Source organism: Flavobacterium sp. LK-23 (genome assembly GCF_058135255.1).
On the sequence record NZ_JBYUVT010000025.1, the window covers coordinates 23,951 to 45,958 of the forward strand.

Below are 22,008 nucleotides of genomic sequence, written 5' to 3' on the forward strand. Positions count from 1 at the left end.
GTGATTAGCGCTTCTTGTTTCTATTCTCTATTCTCTATTTTCTATTCTCTATTATCTCACAAATCAATTAATCATTACCATTGCACCTTTCAGTGTCAATTGCATTCCTCCGGAGACTTGTGCCATTTGACCGCCTTGAGCGCTGTATTGCATATCTGCATTTTCTTTGATGTTGAGGCCTTTTATTGAGACATCTCCGCCACTTGACTGTATGTTCACGCCTTGATTTCCTTTGATGGTCACATTTTGATTGGCTGAGATATTGATGTTTTTCTGACTTGATAAATCAATACCGCTGCTTGACATTACTATGCTATTATTGTTTTCGTCCTGAATCGTAATTTTCTTGTCTTTATCGCTAATAATGATGGTGTTTTTGTTGGGTGTTGCAACAGTCCAGACTTTGTTTTCATCATCAAACTGTACCGAAATTCCTGATTTGGAAACAATGGCTTTTACCGAATTTTTCTGATTGGGATCTAAACCATTAAAAGGTTTTATGCTTGTACTGCTATACACGCTTCCGAGAATTATGGGATAACGCGGATCTTCGTTTATAAAACCCAAAATGACTTCATCTCCAACTTCGGGCATAAAGAAAGCTCCAGCTCCGCTTGTAGAATAGAAATTGGTTAGCCTTGCCCAGATTCCTTCGCCTTTTGGGTCTAATAAAGGGACATCGATTAAAACTCGGTATTGAGAATCGGGATCTTCATCCATCTTTTTTACTGTGGCGTTAAAAAGACCCTTTGCACCAGGAACAAGCCCGGAAGCAGGTGGTGCCATAACATCTGGTTCTTCGGTAAACCAAAATGGAGAAAGTCCGAGTGTAACTTCTGAAACCCAATTTCCTTGAGACAAATCATGTACAACTCCGCCAATGAGGTAGTCGCCATTAAAACGATCTCCAATACCGGCAAAAGTCATGTACTTTCCAGGATCAATTAAATTGGTTCCTTGAAATTTTGCTTCGCCCATTATTTTAGCATATTCGCTTTTAATAATTTGCGCTTTAGACCAATTGGTTAAATCAGCACTTTCTAGCGGGGCAGAAGTCTGTAATTGATACGTCGAGAGTCCGATAGCTTCAGATAATTTTTTTGTGGTCAAATTTCCAGCTCCGCTAACATTGGGCGCTGCATTACCGTTTACAACCGCTTGAGTTTTAAAATCCCAGCTATTGGCAGCTACGTTTCCTAATTGTGTCACAGCATTTAATTTGGCATTAAACTCAAGCAGATTATCACCATAAGTTACCGTAAGCACAGAGCTGGTGCTTTTATCAGGAGGAAAAACAGAAACTTTTCCGTTTAAAGTGGTTACGATTAAACCATTTGCTTCTGCAAGAGCCAAAATATAATCCCAATCGGTAGTATAAAATTGCACTTGTTCTGGCCAAACGGTAGTTGTGGCAGTAACATCTGAGCTTAAACCGGAATAGCTTCCAATTATAGAAGATATAATATCGCTGTCTTTCTGTTTAGAAAAGGTGAGACTTTTTCTGCCTACAATCATTTTTATGGCATTATCGCGACATTCAATTTCTAAAGCAGATCCTACCAAATTATCAATGCGAATGGTTTGGCTCATGATTAAACCAGAAAAAACAACAGCATTATTATTGTCATATCCTGCTTCTATGCTAATTGTTGCGCCAGGCACAAAAGTAGAAGAGGAACTGGCATCAAATTTACCCGTATTAGGTTCTCCGTCTAGGATTATGATTTTTGCAGATGCAATTCGGTTTACTTTTTTTTCGATGTGAATAGAAAGCATGCTAAGTTCATCGGCTATTGCCGATCCGTTAACTTTAACTGCGAATGTTGCGATTCCGCCACTTTTTATTTCGGTTGAAGCACTCATTAGTTTGAAGGGATTATGGGTGGAAAAATTAATTTGTCGACACCGTTGAGGTTTCTGAATTTGTTAAGTTTATTATGTTCTGCAACTTGTATATAAAAGGAATCGTCATTCCAGATTTTCTGGCACAATTGCGGTAAAGACATGCCTTCAGAAACGCTTACAATATGAGTAAGGTCTGGAGATTCTGGAGCATCTGTTCTGGTTACCGTTTTAGGAGAAATATAGCGGCTGAACGATAATGATATCTTGGCTCTAAGCGGACTTCCGTCTGGTTTAAAAAGAGTGTAAGAGATGTCAATAGAATCGAGAACTCCGTTGAATGTGATATTCTGTCCCCATTGCACTTTTACAAAATTAGGACGATGTATTTTACCGTTATAAGTATAAATAATCGTTTCTAAAGCGGTTATTTCTTTAGACATATCGGTACGTTTGGCATCTATGATTCCCGTACAGTCTATTACCATTTCAAAACTCAGTTTATCGCTTGGAGTGCTTTTGTACTTTTGAGAAGCCGAACTTGTTGCCGGAGCCTGCTGTTCGTTGTATTCGATGCTTTTCTGTATTTTGATATTGTCAGGATTAATCATGAAAGCATATGGATTTCCGGAGAATTTATTCTGAAATTCCTCGTCTGTATATCCCGTAATTTTCATTAATTCTAAACTTGCCATTTGTTTATTATTTTAAGTTTAATTTTTTTTAAATCCTGTTTGGTCTTTGAAATATTTTCTCTCGCAGATTTTGCAGATCGTGCGGATTTTTTTAGTCATTTTTATTTGTGATTCGAATTATTTCACGCAGATTTTAAAATGGATTTAAGCAGATTTTGCGGATTTCTTGTGTTTAATCTTTTTAATGCTCTAATCTGTGGCTTAACGTTTATAGCTATTCTCCTGATTTTTTTCTGCAATTAATCTTTTACATTCTTCCAGCAGCTGTTTTCTCAAGATGGACATTTCTCGTTCTTTAGTTATCGCCGAATTTTTAGTATTGTTTGTTACGATTTCTGTTTTAATGACAAGTTCTCTTATTTCGATTGGCATAATGATTTAGGTAAAAAGTTTATCAAATTTGGTATCCTTAGAAATGTCAAAATAGGTGTAGGCCAGCTCAATAGATTCTATCGCAATATTGCTTTCCTGAGAGTTTAAGTCAGAAACGGCATATTTTACTGGATAGGCATTGTTAAACGTCCATTGCATGCAGACTACGCCCGAAGCATTAAGCAGTTTTAAGATCACATTTTTGGGCTGTATTGGGTTTGATAATCCTTGATCGATGCAGTTGGCACACCAATTGACCAACTGAGATCCTGCAGGCACCATGGCTCTTTTAAGCACTAAGTTTTGACTGTTAGAAATGGTTGGGAGGCGATATTTAAATCTATTTTCGCCTCCGCAAACAATTTCTTCTACGCTTAATTCTTTAGAAATTCCAGATACCTCTTTGAAAGCCGCATCTACACCTGCAAAAGAAAGTGTAAAATAAAAGCTAACGGGATAATCGCTACTTACCGCCATTTTTAATGATCAGTTGTTCGTGTGCAATTTCTATAGTGTCTACGGCAACTTCGTTACCGTCAGACTTCAAATCGGTGCTGGTAATTTTGGTTGGCCATGCGTTGTTTAGCGTCCATTGCATGGTTACGCCGCCTTTTTCATCCAATAATTTGATCAGAACGGTTCTTCTTTTAATCGTGTTCATTACGACTTGCTGATGCCAATCCCAAAATGTATTATCATTTACAAAAATGCCACGCTTCATCGTTACGTTTCCGTATTTGGTAATTCCAGGCATTTTCTCCACAGAAAAAAGCGGACTGTTACTTTTGCGATATTCTATAATTTGATTTTCGACATCCATTCCGGTAACTTCCTGAAAAGCTACTTTGGTTAATTCTGTTCCAAGATCTACTTCGAATCTAAACTTTGGCATGGGCCATGTTGCGCCTTGTGCGCTTCCGTCATCTGTTGCCATATTATTTTATATTTAAATTAAAAATTTACTTAAGTGAGTTTTTATTTGATTAACTAGAAGTTGCCATTTGCTGTTGAAATGTCAAGACAATGAATTCAGCAGGATGAACAACTGCAACTTTTACCGTTACATTCATGAAACCATTTAAAAGATCATCTGCCGTCATTGTAGAACCCAATCCGCAGGCTACAGAAAAGGCATCAGAAGCACTGGCTCCCTGTAAACCTCCTTGTTTCCAGATCGAACTAAGAAAACTGCTGATCATAGAAATAACAGCTTCCCAAGTATTTTTGTCGTTAGGCTGGAAAACATAAGCTTGAGCAGCCAGTTTACAAGATTGCTCCAAGAATATCATAGTTCTGCGTACTGGAATATATCTCCAATCTTGACTGTTTCCGTCCAATGTTCTGGATCCCCAGATTAAAATTCCTAATCCATTAAATGTTCTAATGGCATTGATCGATTTACCCGAAACAGCATCAACGTTTAAATTGGCTTGCTGACTTTCAGAAATGGAAATTGGCAATGATGCCGCACCTACTATAGAAGTATTAGCAGGAGCTTCCCACGGACCAACAGCATTGTCTACCGTTGTAATAACGCCTGCCATAGCACCGCTTGGAGGAAGAATATTAGCATCTGCCACAATGTGTTTTATCATTAAGGAATACGTCTGACTTGCAATAAGCAGCGCATTGTGATTTTGCGTTACAGTCAAAGTGCTCGATGGATTCTGAATGTTGGCAATAATAGTGGCAACGGCTTGGTTAGGAGCACTAGGCGGATTAAGAACGGCTTCTAGTTGTTTTACATCTCCACCAAATAAATTAGTGTAATCAATATCAGAATTTTGCATTATCGTAGTTCCTATAAACGGATAATATGCCATTCCGTAGTTTAATCCAACAGAACCGGTGTTCATTCTGAAGTTTGTAATGTCTTCCGTATACAAAATAGGATCTGGAGCATCACCACCAATAATGTCAAATAAGCACATTGCCGTTTGCATTTGTGTAGCCTGAAGAAGCATAGCCTGCATTAGTGTCCCGTTATTTTCTACGCTCAATAAAGTGGCTTCTGGACAAATATACATAGTTGGTTCCTGCTCGTTTAGCAATAGAGAAAGACCCTTAGTCAAATCATTCAATTGCACATTCGGGTTTACAACTGGAATTCCCGGAGTCCCTGGTTTTTGCGACGCAGGTCCATAAGAGCCAACAGAAACAATATAAGCGTCTCCACCGCCATTCTCATAAAAAAGCCTTACGCTATTGTATAAATAATAAACTGTGTTCGGATCTGGAACTATCGAGTAATACGTTCCTGCAATTAGCATGTAGTCTCCTTTTAAAGGTTGACTTTTTTCTGCTACTAAGTAGTATTCAGGTTTGTACTGTTTAGACGGACTTGCTGGAGCAGGTGGATCTGGCAAACAGAAAAAAGCCTGAAAATCAGCAAAAGATGTGATTTTTACTGGCACATTCGTATACGATTTTCCTTCGTAAGAGGCCTGTGGTGTGTACCCTATAAATGCTGGTATAGCTGTAGCTACTCCAACAACAGAATTGGGAAAAGCATTTAGTTCTTGAATGTAAACACCAGGAGTTTGAATGGTAGATAAATTCATTGATTTTAGTTTTTAATGTTCATTTTTAATAGTTTTTTATAAATAGATATACATTGGCGATGCGACATGATTTGGGTCGCTATTCTCGATTATTCCTATTCTAGAGACATCTGGATTAGGCAGTCCTTTTATAATTACTTTGGGCTTGGTATTGTTTTGATTTGCAGATGATAAATTGCTTATTAAATCAAATTTATATTTAGGCTTTTCGCTGAGTGTGATATAGGTTTTGTTTGAAGTAAACAGTAATGCCGATTCTCCCGTTTGGATCGTTACATTTTGCGGTCCGTCAAATTGTATGTTTTCTTTTTCTGTAATCGAAGGATTGTTTAACTGCACCGCATTCTTATTGATAAAATAATATTGCCATTGCGTAGCTCTTGCAGTAAAGTTTATTTCGAAAAGAGGAGTATTGGCTGTTATTATATCTTCAAAATAAATTTTTAAATGACCAAAATGAGTCGATACAGGTTTATTTTCTAAAGTTTGGTTAAGGACTATTTTACCCTCGTTGCTGAGATTTTTAGGATCTTGACTGGAGTAAGTAACTGCTCCAATCCAATTAATGGGTAATGTAGTAAAGAGAATAAAATTAGGATTAGTGCATTTTATATCAAACTTAAAATAGTTTTGCTGTGTGGTTTGTGCTATATAATTGAATAAGTCTGATAATGATGATTTTGTATTTGAATATAAATCGAATCCGTTTGAAATGTGATTTATTTTAAAACTAAATTTTTTGAAAATCTTATCCGTATTATGATTGGGAATAAAGTGAAGACAATTACATTTTCCGCTATCAAAAAAAGTATGATAGGCCGCAATACCAAAGGTTTTTATGTAATTGCTCTGTATCATTTGGAAATGGTGTTGTTTGTGTTTTTTACAGAAGGTATGATCTCCATAATTTCATGACTCTGAACTTTTATCAGTTTCATTTTATAAATAATAGAAGGCTGATATTTTGCTGCCATTGCTGTCCACAAACTGTGCATTTGATGGTAAGAGATCTTTTCGTACTCAAATTCTAATCGGCTTAAGCCATCTGGAATAGAAGAAGAGGACGACGCATCGATATAATTATTAATCTGAAAGAAGGCGATTATGGCGTCTAAAAACTTTAAAGATTCGGAATAATCATCAAAGTTGCTGCTAATCAACAAGTCTATGTTGTATCTTTCTGTGGGATTGAAATTAGAATAGTTTCCGCTTTCTAATTTCTGGTTTCTAATATAAAAAGGCTGATTGGTTTCTTTTTCAATATTTATTAGCGATAAAACGACTTTGTTCTGGTTTGCTTTAGGTAAAGTTCCACTTGGTTCAATAAGATAGTTCACAACGGTTTTGTCTTCGGTTAAAGCAAAACGATTTTTTAAAAACTGTCCCAATAATTTATTCGTAAATTGAAGCGATTGATGTATCATCGTATTTAACTCTTAAATTAATTCAGTGCAATAGCGCATCGATTGGCTATTTGTATTTGTAAAAGTAACTGACAATTAGATTCCTACGAGAATTTTGCAATATACTTTTCATAGACAGGGACAAAAGATGTTTAGCATTTTTGTAGACAAAATATAGACAGAAAAAACTTTGTCTACGCTTTGTCTCAAATAGAGGTATAAACGGCTGAAATGTAGAGAAAAGTTTTAGCAAAATGGAGAAAGCACCTTTAAAAAAAGTACGGATTAAAATGTTTTATGGAAAATTTAAAAGAGTGTAATACAAAAGAAGAAAATCATAAAATGGATAGCATAAAACTATTTTTTGTACTGCTAGAATAGAATAAGCATTACAATTGTAAGAGATATAAATAAGGAGAAAAAATAACTTACGAAACTGTTCTTAAGTACGAAATAATATCATCTTCTTTTTTAAGCGTTAGTTTCTTTTTAAGACGATATTTATGAGTTCGAACACTTTCTTGATTAATGCCCAGAAGATTGGTAATGTCATTGTTGCTCATATTCATTTTAATATAGCAGCAGTATTTTAAATCTCGAGAACTTAAAGACGGATGTTTTTTGGCAAGAGCCAGAAGAAAATTTGGATTTGATTGTTCAAAATAGATTTTAAAATCGTCCCAGAGTTTATTGTCGTTCGCGACTGTCTTTATCGAATTTACAATAGACATTAGTTCAATTCTGGTGGCATCGTCTACGTTTGGATAGAGATAAGAGATACGTTCTTTTACTTTTAAAAGCACTTCAACCTTTTGATCCAATTCCATTACATAATGGCTTAATTTATCGGAGTTATTTTTCTGAAAAGCGGCTTCTGCAAACGTCGCTGCCGGTTTAATTTGCGGTTCTGTTTTTTTAAGAAGAAAGATAGATTGAATTCGATAAATTAAAAAATCGGTATTCTTAATCTGATTGTATGGATAAGTAAAAACAATATTTTGTTTTGTCCAGCATAATGATTCGCATTCATAATTTTGGGTCAAGTATAAAATGGGAATATTTCTTTTATCAGAATTGAAATTGGTATCATTTAAAACGAGCTGGTTTTGTTTGAATCCTAAAATCACTAAATCAGGATTTAAAGAGTTTATGGCATTTTTCAAATCTAATCCTGTCGATACAGAAACGGTAGAAAACGTATAAGCAGATACTATTGATATAGCATTTAATATCATAGTCAGTATCGTGACATCGTCACATCCAATTACTATAGATTTTTTTTCGAGCATTTTTGGGGTAGTTTATTGCTTTTTTATGCAGTACTAATTTCTAATACTGTATATGAAATGAAAAATAGATAATAACATTTTAGTCGTTATAAACGGCTCTAACCATCAGATCGAGTTTAAACAATACATAAACTCCAATCTCCCACCAACATTAATAACTTGATTTAATAAAATAGAATAGATGTTTTGATGATTTGTGGCTTGTAAATTAAAGGGATGTAAATTTATTTAATATATAGGAATATTACTATAAGTACTATTACGTGTTTTTGTATTTATTTGTGTTAATTAACAATTTTATGACTTTAAGCTTCAAAAAATCTACAAAAAGGTCTTTCAATAGTCTCTGAAGCATTCTTGATCTACCTGAATTATGATATTGATTTGTGATAAGGTGACAAGCACCTTTTTGATATTGGCAGCAATACGTCGCTAACTGCAGAATTTCTAACCATGTTGATGAGGTGTGGATAGAGGTGCATGATGTAAAAAACACCTGATTTTACCATTGTTGCATTTTAACGGTTCAAGGTTCATTTTACTATTTCTGGTTTCAGATTATAATCTGAAACCATTTCAAGAGGTTCAAACAGAAAGATTAAAGTTTTTCATTTTAACTTTAAGTATTCTTTCAAATCAATTTTCTAACTGATAGAAATAGAGCTGATTTTAATTGAGTATGTAATGAACTTATAAGGTAAAATAAAGTATTAATTTAAATACAACTAGACCTATGGCCGCTATTCCTGACGAATTGTACAATGTTAAATTTGCAGCGTATTTTGATTCGATGAAAGAATTGTATATTCTCGATCAAAAATTTAAAGTAATATGTGATGCTTACTGTGCAAGTACCGCTAAAACGGAGCTTTATAAGGATAGAAGTGAGAAAAACTATCGTCGCAAGATGAAGTTTGAAAATCTTTCTAGGGAATTGGAAGAAGAAATACTGTTCTATATCATGAGAAACAGATAACTATTTTTTAGTCTATTTTGAAAGTGCTATTTCGGATACTGTTTTCCATTGTGCTATTTTTTCCTCTTTGGTTAAACCTGCATTTAATCCGCTAGTTGAAGGCAGGGTTATATAAGTGATTCCTTCTTGCGGAGCTGTATGTTTTAAAAAATATTTTGCAGCGGCTTTGCTTTCAAAAAAGACATATTTTATATTAGGATACTGTTTATGCAAACCTTCAAAATCATTAATTGTTTCTTCGGTAATAGAGGCATCGCTACTTCCTTCTCTTTTACAGCTTTGTAAAACATTCCAAAGGCCAATGTTATACTTTTTTACTAGCGCTTTTCGATCTTCATAAGAGGCGCTAAATTCTTCTTCAAAAATAGCAAACAAAATTTTCCAGAAAAGATTTCCTCGATTTGCATAATATTCTTGCTTGGCAATAGATTGCTCGCCCGCCATAGTTCCCATAATTAGAATAACAGTAGAATGGTCAATTAAGGGAGGAAGGGCTTTTTTTAGCATTTGTTTGTTTTTTTTGCAAAATTACCGATTATTTAATAAAGTATAAACAAGATAAAAATCCTTTAAAATTCAATTATTTCTGAGCTTTTTCAAACTTTCTATTTGTAGTAAAATATTTATTTAACATATTTTGTAGTATTTATATTTCAATATTGTAAATAATTCTTTTATATTCGTAAATCCTAATTGTAGGATTTTTACCATATTTAAATGAATTATTAACCAACCAATGTAAATGATTATGAGAAAAATTAGTAAGTATTCCGTCTGTTTTTTTGTTGCACTTTTTTTATTGTCGTGTAGCAATGATGAATTAGAAACAAATCAAGAAACAGTAAAAGATGTTAAGTACAAATTAGAATTAGCAAAATTTTCAAATCCCAGTATTGCCCAAAATGTTGAAGCCGATTTTGAAAATGCCAACGAAATTGAAAAAGATAATTTTAAAATTTCTGAATTTTCAGCCAAAGAAAAAGTTGTAAATTATTTTGAGTCTGATCTTCTGCAAAATCAATTGAAATATCATGGTGTTACAATTGAAAATGAAGGTAAAATGAACTCGTATTTTTTAGAGGTATAGACTTTTAAGAAAAGTGCCCAATATCCTGAAACTATTACAAAGCTAAATGACTTTTTTGGGGGATTGAATGTGTATTCGTTTGAAGGGGAAAATTTGGGTTCAATTGGAGTTATAAACGGTAAGGCGAAAAATATTTCTGGAAAGGAAGAGTTGGATATTTTGACAGAAGCAATAAATTTGTTTTATGTTCCATCCGATATTACAAGTAAAATACCTTTATGCGACGGTACGTATACTCAAGTCGTAGAACAAACTCAAGACCGTTGGCGAATAGTTAGTCTAGGTCCAAAAATTCTATCTGTTGAGTATATGGGGGTTAAGGTAACAAGAACGACTACAATCTTGCCTTATCCTTGCGATGGATCAGGAGATAGAGATGCTATAATATTACAGCGCACGGCTCATTATTATACGAGTGATGGCAAAAGCTATTCAGGTACAAGTAATTTATTGGAAACAATCATTACTGATTCTTCTTTTTTAAATAATCCTTGTTTGTTTTCTGTGTTTGAAAAATTAGGAGGTTCCCCTACATTCCAAACCTATTTAAAAAAATTTGATAGCCAATTTTCTGTAGCCAATTTAAAATTAACGGCTGGAAATGTTGGACTAGAAGGCTTCAATGCTAAAAGATTTCCCCCAGTAAATTCTGAAATAGTAATTGCATTTAACGATAAAGAGCTGAATAGACCTATGTTAGATATTGCTAGAACTTTTATGCATGAAATAATCCATGCTGAGATGCTTAGACAGCTTTTTGATCTAGCCAGAACTGATGGGGCTATAGACAAGAAAGAATTGACGAATATAGCGAACTCTTCAAATAGAAATGAATTACTAGAATATTATTTAAAATATAAAGGAGGAGCTCAACATGAATTTATGGCTTTAAAATATAGAGATGTTCTTGTATCGTTTTTAAAAGAAGTTGATAAAAACTTAACAGAAAAGCAATATCAATCAATTGTTTGGATTGGTTTAGAAGAAACAAGTATGTGGGAGAAAATGACTCCGAATGAAAAAGCTGATATTGAAAATACATATGAAGCATGGAGAAAAAGTGCTCCAAATAACTGCAATTAAAAATGTTATAAATGAAAGCAATAGTTTTAACAATCATTATGTTGACAAGTTTAAAAGTGCTTGGACAGCAAACTTCTAGTCAATTGAAAAACACTAAAAATCCTGTTTATGTTTTTAAGTATGATAAAAAGATTGATGAGATCTTATATAAAAAATACGCTGGTAAAGATACAATTGTGGGTTTTGAAATATTATTAAACAAAGAAAAAGTGACTTTTATTTCTTTTCGAATTAATAAAAATGTCAAACTAAAAGTTAATACAACTAGGAAAGAATTGGAAGAGATTGTAAAGAATGATAACATTAACAAGCAGCCTAGTTATTACATCTATACAAAGAGAAAAGGTATCTTTTATCCAGTGGATCACATAGTTTTTAGGGCAATATATTGTAATTAAAGCAAAACAATGAAAACAATACTTTTAACAATTATCGCTTTAGAAGGTTTAAACCTCCACGCTCAAGAAAATACTAATAAGTTAAAAAACTCAAACAGATTTGCTGTAAATGTATTCGAGTTCAATAAAAAAACAGATAACATTATATATAAAGAAATTCAAGGTAAACCAATGCTTCATTATTTTGAGATATTATTAAACAATAAAAAAGTAGATTTTTATACTTTTTCAATACCAGAAAGCCAAAAAATTTAAATTAATACCACTAGAAAAGAATTGGAAGAAATTGTGAAAAATGACAATCCTGAGAAACAGACAAAATATTGCATATATGTAAAAGAACAAGATCGCTATTATTATGCTAACAATATGTTGATTCGTGTTTCACATTGTAATTAAAGAGCAGCAATGAAAGCAAGAGTTTTAAACATTAGCATTGATGATCTTTCTGATAGCTTTTCAGAGATAAGTGATTGCATTAATAAATTTCACATGGGTGTAAAATATACCCTGCTTCCCCAAGTGTTCACCTAAAAAATGCGCAAATGTCTCTTTTAAGACTTTTGCGCAATTTTTTTATATTAGAAAGATATCAGCTTTTTAAACCACAGAACAAGCACTTTTATTCTCTTTCACCAAAGGTTTAAGTCCAAGATTTTGAAACATTTGCATGTCTTCAGAAAGTCCTGGATTTGGTGTTACCAATAAAGTTTCGCGTTCTCCTGTAAAAATAGAATTGGCTCCAGCCATAAAACACCAAGCTTGTTCTTCTTCGGTCATTTCGATGCGTCCGGCACTTAAGCGTACAACAGCAGCAGGCATAATGATACGAGCAGTGGCGATCATTCGAACCATATCCCAAAGAGGCACTTTTGGGTTATTTTCTAAAGGTGTACCTTTTACTCTTGCCAAAGCATTTACAGGAACAGATTCTGGATGAACGGGCATAGTAGCCAAAGTTGCCAGCATAGAAACACGATCTGCAGGAGTTTCTCCTAAACCGATTATTCCACCAGAACAAACTGTGATTCCTGCTTTTCTGACATTATTAATAGTATCAAGACGCTGATCAAACTTACGTGTACTGATGATTTCGTCATAATAACTTTCAGAAGTGTCCAAATTATGATTATAAGCATACAAACCCGCTTCTTGCAGACGTATAGCTTGTTCTTCGGTAAGCATTCCTAGCGTACAGCAAACTTCGAGTCCGAGATCGTTAACGCCTTTTACCATTTCAATAACACGATCAAAATCTTTGTTATCACGAACTTCACGCCAAGCGGCAGCCATACAAAAACGAGAGGAACCACCATCTTTTGCTTTTTGTGCGTGCTCCAATACTTTTTCGGTTGGCAATAAAGCTTGAACTTTAATATCGGTATGGTAACGTGCTGCTTGTCCGCAATAAGAACAATCTTCAGGACAGCCACCTGTTTTTACAGAAAGTAAGGTGCAAACCTGTATTTCTGAAGGTTTATGCCAATTGCGGTGTACAGTTGCAGCCTCATAAACTAATTCTAATAAAGGCTTATCGTATATAGCTTGAATTTCTTCTTTGCTCCAGTCGTTTCTTATTTGTCCGTTCATTTTTTCTTTTGATGCTTTATGATTTTTACCCAAAAGTATTGTTTTGCTGTATCATCAAAATGTACCACTTTTTATATTTTGAGTAGTCCGGTTTATAATAACAAGTTAAATGCTTTTAGAATTGGGATGCTTAATTCTTTACCAAAAAACTATATATATTCTCGATATTTTATTAAAAAAGGTCTAAAAACAACTGTAGGAACAACGAGAATAAATTTTGCAAATTCAGCGTTCTCTATTGTAAAGGACAAATCTGTTTTAGTTCTTTAAACTTTTGTTCCAAGTATACAAGGCTGGGTAAAAGTGTACGCCAACAGGTATGCCAATTATTGCCAGAGATAAAAAAATCGTAAATTTGACCTTAGCAACAGGGCATGCCATGATGGGATTTAGTCTGGCACCAGCGACAGGAAAAATCGTGATAGAGATTATTTCTGGTAAACCTGCTTCTGTAGCTATTGACAGATTCCAAATATAAAATATGAGATACAATGCAATTCCGGTTTCTTTGTTTGTAGAAAACCGAAAAAGATTTACCGAAAAAATGAAGCCGAATAGTTTGGCTATTTTAACTTCAAACGACGTAATGCCAAATAACGCAGATGATGTTATGGGCTTTTCACAAAACAATGATTTGTTTTATCTGTCTGGAATTGATCAGGACGAAACCATTTTGGTGCTTTATCCAGATGCTTTTAAAGAAGAAAACAAAGCCATACTTTTTGTAAAAGAAGCAAATGAACATACGCTGATTTGGGATGGTAATTTTTTAACCAAAGAACAAGCTACGGCAATTTCTGGAATACAGAATATCAAATGGATTCATGAGTTTGAAAAGACTTTACAGCTTTTTGCTTTTGAGGCCGATACTTTTTATTTAGGGCACAACGAGCATATCAAAAGGGTCACTGCTGAAATGGAAACCAGACAAGATCGTATGATAAAATGGTGCAAAGAAAAATATCCATTACATCAATACGAACGTGTGGCAAAAATAACGCGTGAATTGCGTCCAATTAAATCAGACGAAGAAATTGATTTAATCAAAAAAGCAACGGCACTAAGTGTTGAAGGTTTTCATAGAGTTTTAAATGCAATCCGTCCAAATATAAAAGAATACGAATTGGAAGCCGAATTGCTGTACGCTACCGTTAAAAATGGCGGAACGAGACAAGCATTCAAATCAATTATAGCATCTGGCGCAAATGCGTGCTCACTTCATTATAATTCCAATGATGATGTTTGTAAAGAAAACCACATGGTACTACTTGATTTTGGAAGCTGTTATGCCAACTATAATTCAGATACAACAAGATGCATTCCGGTTAACGGAACTTTTAGTGCAAGACAAAAAGAGGTTTACGAATCAGTTTTACATTGTTTGAAAGAAGGTTCGAAATTATTGAAACCTGGAGTTTTATCGAAAGATTACGAACTTCAAATGGCAAAATTAATTGAAACCGAATTGGTGAAATTAGGTTTGATTACAGAAGACGAAATAAAAAATCAAGATCCAGAGAAACCAGCTTACAAGAAATATTTTATGCATGGAACGGCACATCATTTAGGTTTGGATGTTCACGATGTGGGATTGTATTCTAGACCTTTTGAAAAAGGAATGGTGCTGACTTGTGAACCTGGAATTTACATTAGAGAGGAGGGAATAGGCTGTCGTTTAGAAAATGATTATCTGATAACAGAAAACGGAAACATTAATTTGAGTGAAGCCATGCCGATTGAAATTGCAGAAATTGAAAATTTAATTAAAAATAAAAAGTAAGATGAAAAAGTGTTTGTTGTTTTTTCTGTTTGTATGTACATCTGTTTTTGCACAGCAGGATATTGATATTAACGATCTAAATTGGCTGCCAAATTCTCATTCGTTTTGGGTAAACAAAGATAATAGCGTGGTGGTTTATAATGTTGATAAATTAGATAAGCAAAGTACGATTTTGTCTAAATCGCAATTGACAGCGGCAGGATTTACAGGAGAGATCGAGAAGTTGGTTTGGAATGACTCAAAAACAAAAGTTTTGGTCTATACTAATTCAAAAAAAGTATGGAGAGAAAATACCAAAGGCGATTATTGGTTTTTTGATTTGACTACAGGAAAAGGAAAACAATTAGGTAAAAACCTTGATGCATCTTCCTTAATGTTTGCTAAATTTTCGAGCGATAATGAGAATGTTGCCTATGTTTCCAAACATAATATTTATGTGGAAAATCTAAATACTGGGAAAATAACTCCTTTAACAACAGACGGTACAGATAAAATCATCAACGGAACTTTTGATTGGGTTTATGAAGAAGAGTTGGCTGCCCGTGACGGATTCAGATGGAGCCCAGACGGAAAAAGTATTGCTTTTTGGAGAGTAGATGCGACTTCTACTAAATTCCATTTCATGATCAATAATACCGATTCGCTTTATCCAGTTATTGTTCCAGTTGAATATCCAAAGGCAGGAGAAAAACCTTCTTCGGTAAAAATCGGAATTGTAAATATTGATTCGGCGCAAACCAATTGGCTAAACATTCCAGGAGAACCTGATAATAATTATTTAGTTCGTATGAAATGGCTTAACAACGAATCTGTTATGGTGATTCAGTTAAACCGAAATCAGAACCAAGTTACCATGTATGATTGTAATACAAAATCGGGATCTGCTAGAGTTATTTACAAAGAAGAATCGACTTCGTGGATCGATGTTTTTGATATTTCTGCGGGAGAATACGATACTTTTCCTTGCCAGTTTGTAGATAATGGAAAAGCCTTTTTATGGAGTTCTGATGCAGACGGATGGATGCATATTTATAAAATAAGCCTTGACGGAAAATCAAAAGAATTGATAACCAAAACTAATTTTGATGCTTATTTTAAAGCTTACAATGAAAAGACAAAAACAATATATTTTATTGCAAGTCCAACAGATGCTACACAGCGCTATTTATATGAAACGAATTTAAGTTCAAAGAAAACAAAAAGAGTAACTCCAGAAGCTTTTGAAGGTACAAATGCTTACGTTTTTTCAACAGATGCATCATATGCCAAACATACTAATTCAAACATTAAGAGAGATTACAATACAAGATTAGTGGCGCTTTCAGGACATAAAAAAATATTGCCAAAAGAAGCAGATGTTTTTGCTAATCCGAAACTTAATTATTCGTTAGAAAAATTTAAAGTAAAAACTAGCGACGGTATTGATATTGATGGAATTATGGCAAAACCATTAGATTTTGATCCTTCAAAAAAATACCCTGTGTTCTTTTATGTATATGGTGAGCCGATGGCTTCAGTAGCAAACGATGAGCCTTATTTTAATTATTTTATTGCGAAATTAATTCCAAAAGGATACATCGGAATTGCGATGGATAATAGAGGAACTCCTGTAATGAAGGGAACAGAATGGAGAAAATCTATTTATAAAAATATTGGAATTATCAATACTCGCGATCAGGCAATGGCTGCCAAAGAAGTTTTAAAATGGAATTTTATTGATTCTAATCGTGTAGCCATTCACGGATGGAGTGGCGGTGGTGCTGTAACTTTAAATTTAATGTTTCAATATCCAGACATATACAAAACCGGAATCGCGATTGCAGCGGTAACAGACCAACATTTTTATGATAACATCTACACAGAACGTTACATGGGATTGCCAGAAGGAAATGAAGCCACTTACAGTAAAGCTTCGCCAGTTACTCATGCAAAAAATCTAAAAGGGAATTTATTGTATATTCATGGAACAGGCGATGATAATGTGCATTATAAAAATGCTGAGGTTTTAATAAATGAATTAGTGAAATATGATAAAATGTTCGATTTAATGATTTATCCAAATCGTTCTCATGATATTTCTGAAGGAGAAGGAACAGTGAAACATTTAACAGATACTTTTATTCGATACATAGAAAAAAATTGTCCGCCAGGAGCAAAATAGAAAAGAATACATTTATAGAAAAAGGAGAATTTCATTCATTTGAAATTCTCCTTTTTTGTGAGGTAGAAAATATTGGAATTTGGAAACTTAAAATTTGATTTTTTTTAGTTAAAATATGATAATATTTTAAACCTATAATCCAAAAGGATTATCAATACTCTGCATTGGTTCAGTAAACCATTTTGGGCCATCAGCAGTCATATAAAAATGATCTTCATGACGAATACCAAATTGTCCAGGCACACAAATCATAGGTTCGTTACTCACTACCATTCCTTCTTTTAAAACGGTTTGATTGCCTCTAACTAAATAAGGATATTCATGAATGTCTAATCCTGTGCCGTGTCCAACGCGATGTGGCAAGCCTGGAATTTCATAATCACCGCTTAATCCCGCTTGCGCTAAAACTTTTCGCGCGGCATCATCAACAGAACCACATGTAGCTCCAATTTGTGCCGCATCAAAAGCTGCTTTTTGAGTTGCTTTTTCAAGGTTCCAGATTTTTCTGTGTTCCTCATTTGGAGTTCCGTAAACATAGGTTCTAGTAATGTCAGACAAATAACCTTCTAAACGGCATCCAGTATCAATCAACACAACATCATTGTCCACTAAATTCTGAGGAGCCGTAACACCATGAGGATATTGCGAATCTTCTCCAAATAGAACAATACAAAAATAAGAGCCAGATGCAATACCAGCCTTAATGTGCGCTTTGTGTATAAAATCAACAACAGTGCTTACTTCAATTCCGGGATATAAAATACTCGCTGCTGCTTTTTGAACCGTCATTGTAATGTTTTTTGCTTTTTGAATAATAGCAATTTCATTAGCCGATTTATGCATTCTGCAACCTGCCGTTATAGGTTGTGCATTTACAAAACTAAAGTTTGAATTTGCTTTTGAAACGCCATCAATAAGAAAAAAAGAAGCCGATTCGTCTAGCGCAATATTGCCCTCAATGATGTTTTTACTTTTTAGGATATTTCCAAATAATTCGTACGGACTTTCATGTTCTTCCCAGAAATTTAGATTTCCTTCAACTTTCATAAAAGTCTTGAAAGTGCCTTCTTCAAATTTCGGAACAATATATTCAATACTTTCGTCTTCAAAAATGATTGCGCCAACCATACGTTCAGAAGCATTCCATTTTGTTCCTGTAAAATAATACAGATTAGTTCCAGCATTCACATATAATGCTTTACAATTATGCTCTTTCATTAAAACAGCTGCTTTTTTTACACGCTGTTGGTACTCCGATAAAGCGATTGGCACGACATCTAGTGTCATATTTTGTATTTTCCCTAATTCGATATCTATAGTTGATCCGCCAACTCCAATTGTCATTTTTTTTATTTTTTAGTTATTATTTAAATGGGTTAAACTCTAGCAAAGTTCAATTTTTCAATAAAATTAAAAGTATTATTTTGATTTAGTCCTATGTTGATGCAAACTAGTTAAAAATTATATTTTCGAGGTAATCTAGTATCAGTTTATACTTCGTACACTTACTTTTAAAAACTCAAAATAACAAGATTAAAATGAATTCAAAACCTTTATTATTTTTGGTTTGAATTATTTTGCAGCAACTGCACAAGAACTTCAAGAAACATCAACAAATCTGCAACAAAGGCTGACTGAATTATATCCTAAAGCTATTATAAAGCGGGCAAATAAGTTTAAGTTATTATTGCTTTTAGGATTCTGATAATTTTTATCAAGTGAGTTTTTTTACTTGGGAGTAATTATTTTATTGGACAATTATTAATAAAGAAAAAAATAAAAGTCAGAAAAGAAATAATATTAACACTAGATGTGGCGTTTCAACATTAAATCAGGTATTTTAATCGAAAATTAACATATAATGTTGTTGTTTTCAGATATTTATAATATCTTTAACTTATGATATGGGAATTGTATAAGATTTGTGTATAATTTTGCAACTGAAAATTAACAATTGACCCCAAGTCATAACTATTAACTTAACATTTGCCGGATATGAGAGTATTTTTATTGGCACTGCTATTTTCCTTAAGCTCGTTTACCTCATTAAGTATGTGGGACGAAGATGAAATTTTAAACGAAGTCGAATTTGCAAGGCTCAATGAGCATGTAAATGAGATTAAGTCTTTTACAGCGTCAAATCATAAGTATAGCAATAAAATTGCTTTCCTTGTTGATATGAAAATCAAATCAGGAAGAAATCGTTTCTTTGTTTACGATCTAGAAAACAATCAAATTTTGGATCAAGGCTTAGTAGCCCATGGAAAAGGTTCTGAAACTGGAATAAAAGGAGATATTTTACAATTTAGCAATTCTCCAGAATCTAACTGCACTTCACTAGGAAGATATTCAGTAGAAAAACCATATAAAGGAATATTCGGAAAAGCTTTCAGACTTGCTGGATTAGACGAAACCAATAATAATGCCATGAAACGTGCTATTGTATTGCATTCTTACAAAGAAGTTCCATCTGATGAAAAAGAATACTATATCATCAATAGCCACGGCTGCCCAATGGTTAGTCAAGAATTCTTAACTAGACTTTCAAAATATATAGAAAGTACAAATTCTAAAATCTTATTGTCTGTTTATTACTAAATAAAAGACATTATAATATAAATAAAAAAGAGAGCGTTGGCTCTCTTTTTTTATGCCATTAATCTAAAATTTAATCAATTATTCCCTTGTTCCAAAACTGGGACATTTTCTCTCAAACTCCCATTATTAGTAATAAATTAGGATAAACTTAACTCGTTTAATAAAGTAGATAGGAAATACAAGTTGTAAATTAGTAGAATAGTAATCAAAAGTTTATTTTATGAAAGCAGTACGTTTTTTTGGACACAAAGATGTCCGCGTTGTTAATGATCTTGAAAAACCGGTTCCTAAAGGTGATGAAGTTTTATTAAAAATTGGCGGTGCTGGTGTTTGTCACTCAGACCTGCATATTATAGACGAGGGAACTGTTGTGGGAACAGTTTTTACTCTAGGACACGAAAATGCTGGATGGATCGAAGAAATTGGCGAAAATGTAGAAGGATATAAAAAAGGTGATGCCGTTTTAGTTTATGGTCCGTGGGGTTGCGGTCATTGCAAACCTTGTCAGCAATCAAAAGAAAATTATTGTGATCATCAATCTGAGCAAGCATATGGCGGCGGATTAGGATTAGACGGCGGAATGTCAGAATACATGCTGGTGCCTTCTTCTAGACTTTTAGTACCAATATTTGACTTAGATCCTGTTATTGCTGCTCCATTGACAGATGCGGCACTTACGCCTTATTCTGCTATAAAACGTTCGCTTCCTAAATTAATGGCCGACGAATTTGTTGTGGTAATCGGAGTTGGGGGACTGGGCCACGTTGCGTTACAGATATTAAGAGAAATAAGCGGAGCAGAAATTATTGCTTGCGATGTTACCGAAGATAAATTGGCTTTCGCAAAAGAATTGGGTGCAGCTTTTACAATTAATTCTAAAGATGCTGATGCCGCAGAACAGATTCAGAAAATTACAGGAATCAAGAAAGCAAAAGTAGTGCTTGATTTTGTTGGAGCAACTTCTACAATAGATTTAGGAACAAAAATAGTGAGCCTTGATGGAGATCTTACCATTGTGGGGCTTGGAGGCGGACATTATCAGTACAGCATGAACGGATTGCCATTTGGAGTAAGTATGACTAATCCGTATTGGGGATCAAGAACAGAACTGATGGAAGTTGTAGGTTTGGCAAGGCAAAAGAAAATTCATATAGAAATTGAAAAGCATAAACTAGACGATGCCAACGAGGTATACGAAAGAATGCGACAAGGAAAAATAAAAGGTAGAGCCGTTTTAATACCTTAAATTAAAAACAAAAATCCGTCACAATAGAGACGGATTTTTTGTTTGTGATAATAATGTTTGCAGATTAAAAAATATCGATATATTTGCTCATCAAATCAAACAAATGAAAAACACAATTAACATTACTACAATTATCGCGATTATCATTAGATAGTGGTGCAGGGATGTTATATAAATAAGTAAAAGATACAATTTAGAAAACCTCCCCGCAACGGGAGGTTTTTTTGTTTACAGCAATTATGAAAAATTCAATTCAGAATAGCATTATTATTTCAATTATCATTATTCGTATTCCATGACGAGTTAGGATTCTATTGTCTATTCATAAAGCCTTTCTCAGTCAAATGTGAAAGGCTTTTTTATTTCTCAGTAACCCATTCAAAAAAAGAAGTACAAATAAAAATTTAAAATGAAAAACGAATTTACTCTAACGATCTACTCTGAAGATCAGATACGATTAATCACTAAATTATCTAGCCTATTTTTAAGAAAACAAATACAGATTTTGAGTCTTAATATCTCTATTAGCGAAATAGAGCATATGTACAGACACACCATTGTAGTAAATGAAAGTTTAGATACAGTTATAAATTTAGTGGCACAGATAGAGAAGATTATTGAAGTTTTTAAATGTCATTATTCTTCAAATGATGAAATTGTTTCTAAACAGATGGTATTGTTTAAAATGGCAACAGAAGTATTGATGACGAATGCGAATATGGAAAGTTTGCTTCGTGAAAGCGATCTCAAAGTTTCTGAGATTGAAAGAGAGTATGTTATACTTCAAACTGTGGGAAGAGATGAAGAAATGAAGCAATTGACTGAAAAATTAAAAGGATTTGGATTAATTGAATTTGTAATAAGTTCTAGAATAGCCCTTTTGAAATCTAGTGAAGGTTTTTGTGTGGAAGTTTAAAAAAAGCAACA

23 protein-coding genes are annotated in these 22,008 nt (G+C 33.7%); 11 read left to right on the forward strand and 12 right to left on the reverse strand.

The genetic code is table 11. The features are described 5' to 3' along the window. Positions 1–63: 63 nt before the first annotated feature. The 9 genes from vgrG to AC3Y25_RS22645 form a co-directional block, all read right to left on the reverse strand. The gene (vgrG, locus tag AC3Y25_RS22605; protein ID WP_489904311.1) at positions 64–1,863 is read right to left on the reverse strand and encodes a type VI secretion system tip protein VgrG; all 1,800 of its coding nucleotides are present in this window, start codon (positions 1,861–1,863) and stop codon (positions 64–66) included. Next, positions 1,863–2,537, reverse strand: a complete 675-nt coding sequence (locus AC3Y25_RS22610) for a CIS tube protein (protein ID WP_250837620.1) — start codon at positions 2,535–2,537, stop codon at positions 1,863–1,865. The genes vgrG and AC3Y25_RS22610 overlap by 1 nt, the downstream gene beginning before the upstream one ends. Before the next feature lie 201 nt (positions 2,538–2,738). Beyond that, complete coding sequence (locus tag AC3Y25_RS22615) at positions 2,739–2,909, reverse strand: DUF5908 family protein (RefSeq protein WP_489904312.1); 171 nt, start codon at positions 2,907–2,909, stop codon at positions 2,739–2,741. Between the two features lie 6 nt (positions 2,910–2,915). Beyond that, entirely contained in the window at positions 2,916–3,386 is a 471-nt protein-coding gene (locus AC3Y25_RS22620) for a phage tail protein (protein ID WP_379800797.1), read from the reverse strand. Then, positions 3,373–3,843, reverse strand: coding sequence for a phage tail protein (locus AC3Y25_RS22625; protein ID WP_095930122.1), 471 nt, complete (start codon positions 3,841–3,843; stop codon positions 3,373–3,375). The genes AC3Y25_RS22620 and AC3Y25_RS22625 overlap by 14 nt, the downstream gene beginning before the upstream one ends. 49 nt (positions 3,844–3,892) lie before the next feature. Continuing rightward, a complete protein-coding gene (locus AC3Y25_RS22630) occupies positions 3,893–5,470 on the reverse strand; it encodes a phage tail sheath family protein (RefSeq protein ID WP_489904313.1) in 1,578 nt (525 codons plus the stop codon). Between the two features lie 36 nt (positions 5,471–5,506). Continuing rightward, entirely contained in the window at positions 5,507–6,328 is an 822-nt protein-coding gene (locus AC3Y25_RS22635) for a hypothetical protein (protein ID WP_489904314.1), read from the reverse strand. Continuing rightward, the gene (locus AC3Y25_RS22640; protein WP_095930119.1) at positions 6,325–6,894 is read right to left on the reverse strand and encodes a Pvc16 family protein; all 570 of its coding nucleotides are present in this window, start codon (positions 6,892–6,894) and stop codon (positions 6,325–6,327) included. Before AC3Y25_RS22640 ends, AC3Y25_RS22635 begins: the two co-directional genes overlap by 4 nt. Positions 6,895–7,301: 407 nt before the next feature. Next, positions 7,302–8,162, reverse strand: a complete 861-nt coding sequence (locus AC3Y25_RS22645) for a helix-turn-helix transcriptional regulator (RefSeq protein ID WP_250837614.1) — start codon at positions 8,160–8,162, stop codon at positions 7,302–7,304. Between the two features lie 733 nt (positions 8,163–8,895). On the opposite strand from AC3Y25_RS22645, the gene AC3Y25_RS22650 reads away from it, so the two are divergent. Beyond that, positions 8,896–9,138, forward strand: a complete 243-nt coding sequence (locus tag AC3Y25_RS22650; RefSeq protein WP_095930117.1) for a hypothetical protein — start codon at positions 8,896–8,898, stop codon at positions 9,136–9,138. A gap of 12 nt (positions 9,139–9,150) precedes the next feature. Here the strand turns inward: AC3Y25_RS22650 and AC3Y25_RS22655 are convergent, their stop codons facing one another. Further along, positions 9,151–9,645 carry a DNA-deoxyinosine glycosylase gene (locus AC3Y25_RS22655; protein WP_489904315.1) on the reverse strand — a complete coding sequence of 165 codons (495 nt, stop codon included), beginning with the start codon at positions 9,643–9,645 and terminating at the stop codon, positions 9,151–9,153. Positions 9,646–9,886: 241 nt separating this feature from the next. Here AC3Y25_RS22655 and AC3Y25_RS22660 point away from each other — a divergent pair, with 241 nt between their 5' ends. From AC3Y25_RS22660 to AC3Y25_RS22675, 4 genes are all read left to right on the forward strand, one after another. Then, positions 9,887–10,225 carry a hypothetical protein gene (locus AC3Y25_RS22660; RefSeq protein ID WP_489904316.1) on the forward strand — a complete coding sequence of 113 codons (339 nt, stop codon included), beginning with the start codon at positions 9,887–9,889 and terminating at the stop codon, positions 10,223–10,225. Positions 10,226–10,318: 93 nt separating this feature from the next. Beyond that, a complete protein-coding gene (locus AC3Y25_RS22665; protein WP_489904317.1) occupies positions 10,319–11,308 on the forward strand; it encodes a hypothetical protein in 990 nt (329 codons plus the stop codon). Between the two features lie 11 nt (positions 11,309–11,319). Then, positions 11,320–11,706: a hypothetical protein gene (locus tag AC3Y25_RS22670; protein ID WP_427873968.1), complete on the forward strand. Its 387-nt coding sequence runs from the start codon at positions 11,320–11,322 to the stop codon at positions 11,704–11,706. A 9-nt stretch (positions 11,707–11,715) separates the two neighbouring features. After that, positions 11,716–11,961 carry a hypothetical protein gene (locus AC3Y25_RS22675; protein ID WP_489904318.1) on the forward strand — a complete coding sequence of 82 codons (246 nt, stop codon included), beginning with the start codon at positions 11,716–11,718 and terminating at the stop codon, positions 11,959–11,961. Between the two features lie 345 nt (positions 11,962–12,306). Here the strand turns inward: AC3Y25_RS22675 and bioB are convergent, their stop codons facing one another. Then, positions 12,307–13,296, reverse strand: coding sequence for a biotin synthase BioB (gene bioB / locus AC3Y25_RS22680; RefSeq protein ID WP_489904319.1), 990 nt, complete (start codon positions 13,294–13,296; stop codon positions 12,307–12,309). 319 nt (positions 13,297–13,615) lie between these two features. On the opposite strand from bioB, the gene AC3Y25_RS22685 reads away from it, so the two are divergent. The 3 genes from AC3Y25_RS22685 to AC3Y25_RS22695 are packed head-to-tail and all read left to right on the forward strand — an operon-like array spanning position 13,616 to position 17,237. Beyond that, positions 13,616–13,774: a hypothetical protein gene (locus AC3Y25_RS22685; RefSeq protein ID WP_489904320.1), complete on the forward strand. Its 159-nt coding sequence runs from the start codon at positions 13,616–13,618 to the stop codon at positions 13,772–13,774. 3 nt (positions 13,775–13,777) lie between these two features. Beyond that, positions 13,778–15,076 (forward strand): aminopeptidase P N-terminal domain-containing protein, encoded by a 1,299-nt coding sequence (locus tag AC3Y25_RS22690; RefSeq protein ID WP_489904321.1) that lies wholly within the window; start codon positions 13,778–13,780, stop codon positions 15,074–15,076. A gap of 1 nt (position 15,077) precedes the next feature. Then, positions 15,078–17,237 carry a S9 family peptidase gene (locus tag AC3Y25_RS22695; RefSeq protein ID WP_489904322.1) on the forward strand — a complete coding sequence of 720 codons (2,160 nt, stop codon included), beginning with the start codon at positions 15,078–15,080 and terminating at the stop codon, positions 17,235–17,237. 132 nt (positions 17,238–17,369) lie between these two features. On the opposite strand, the gene AC3Y25_RS22700 is transcribed toward AC3Y25_RS22695, so the two are convergent. Then, positions 17,370–18,581, reverse strand: a complete 1,212-nt coding sequence (locus AC3Y25_RS22700; RefSeq protein WP_489904323.1) for a M24 family metallopeptidase — start codon at positions 18,579–18,581, stop codon at positions 17,370–17,372. A gap of 651 nt (positions 18,582–19,232) precedes the next feature. Here AC3Y25_RS22700 and AC3Y25_RS22705 point away from each other — a divergent pair. The 3 genes from AC3Y25_RS22705 to AC3Y25_RS22715 all read left to right on the forward strand — a co-directional run bounded on the left by AC3Y25_RS22705 (position 19,233) and on the right by AC3Y25_RS22715 (position 21,997). After that, positions 19,233–19,835, forward strand: a complete 603-nt coding sequence (locus AC3Y25_RS22705; RefSeq protein WP_250837607.1) for a murein L,D-transpeptidase catalytic domain-containing protein — start codon at positions 19,233–19,235, stop codon at positions 19,833–19,835. A 220-nt stretch (positions 19,836–20,055) separates the two neighbouring features. Next, positions 20,056–21,081 carry an NAD(P)-dependent alcohol dehydrogenase gene (locus AC3Y25_RS22710; RefSeq protein WP_250837606.1) on the forward strand — a complete coding sequence of 342 codons (1,026 nt, stop codon included), beginning with the start codon at positions 20,056–20,058 and terminating at the stop codon, positions 21,079–21,081. Between the two features lie 409 nt (positions 21,082–21,490). Beyond that, positions 21,491–21,997, forward strand: a complete 507-nt coding sequence (locus AC3Y25_RS22715; RefSeq protein ID WP_489904324.1) for an acetolactate synthase small subunit — start codon at positions 21,491–21,493, stop codon at positions 21,995–21,997. The last annotated feature ends 11 nt before the right edge of the window (positions 21,998–22,008 follow it).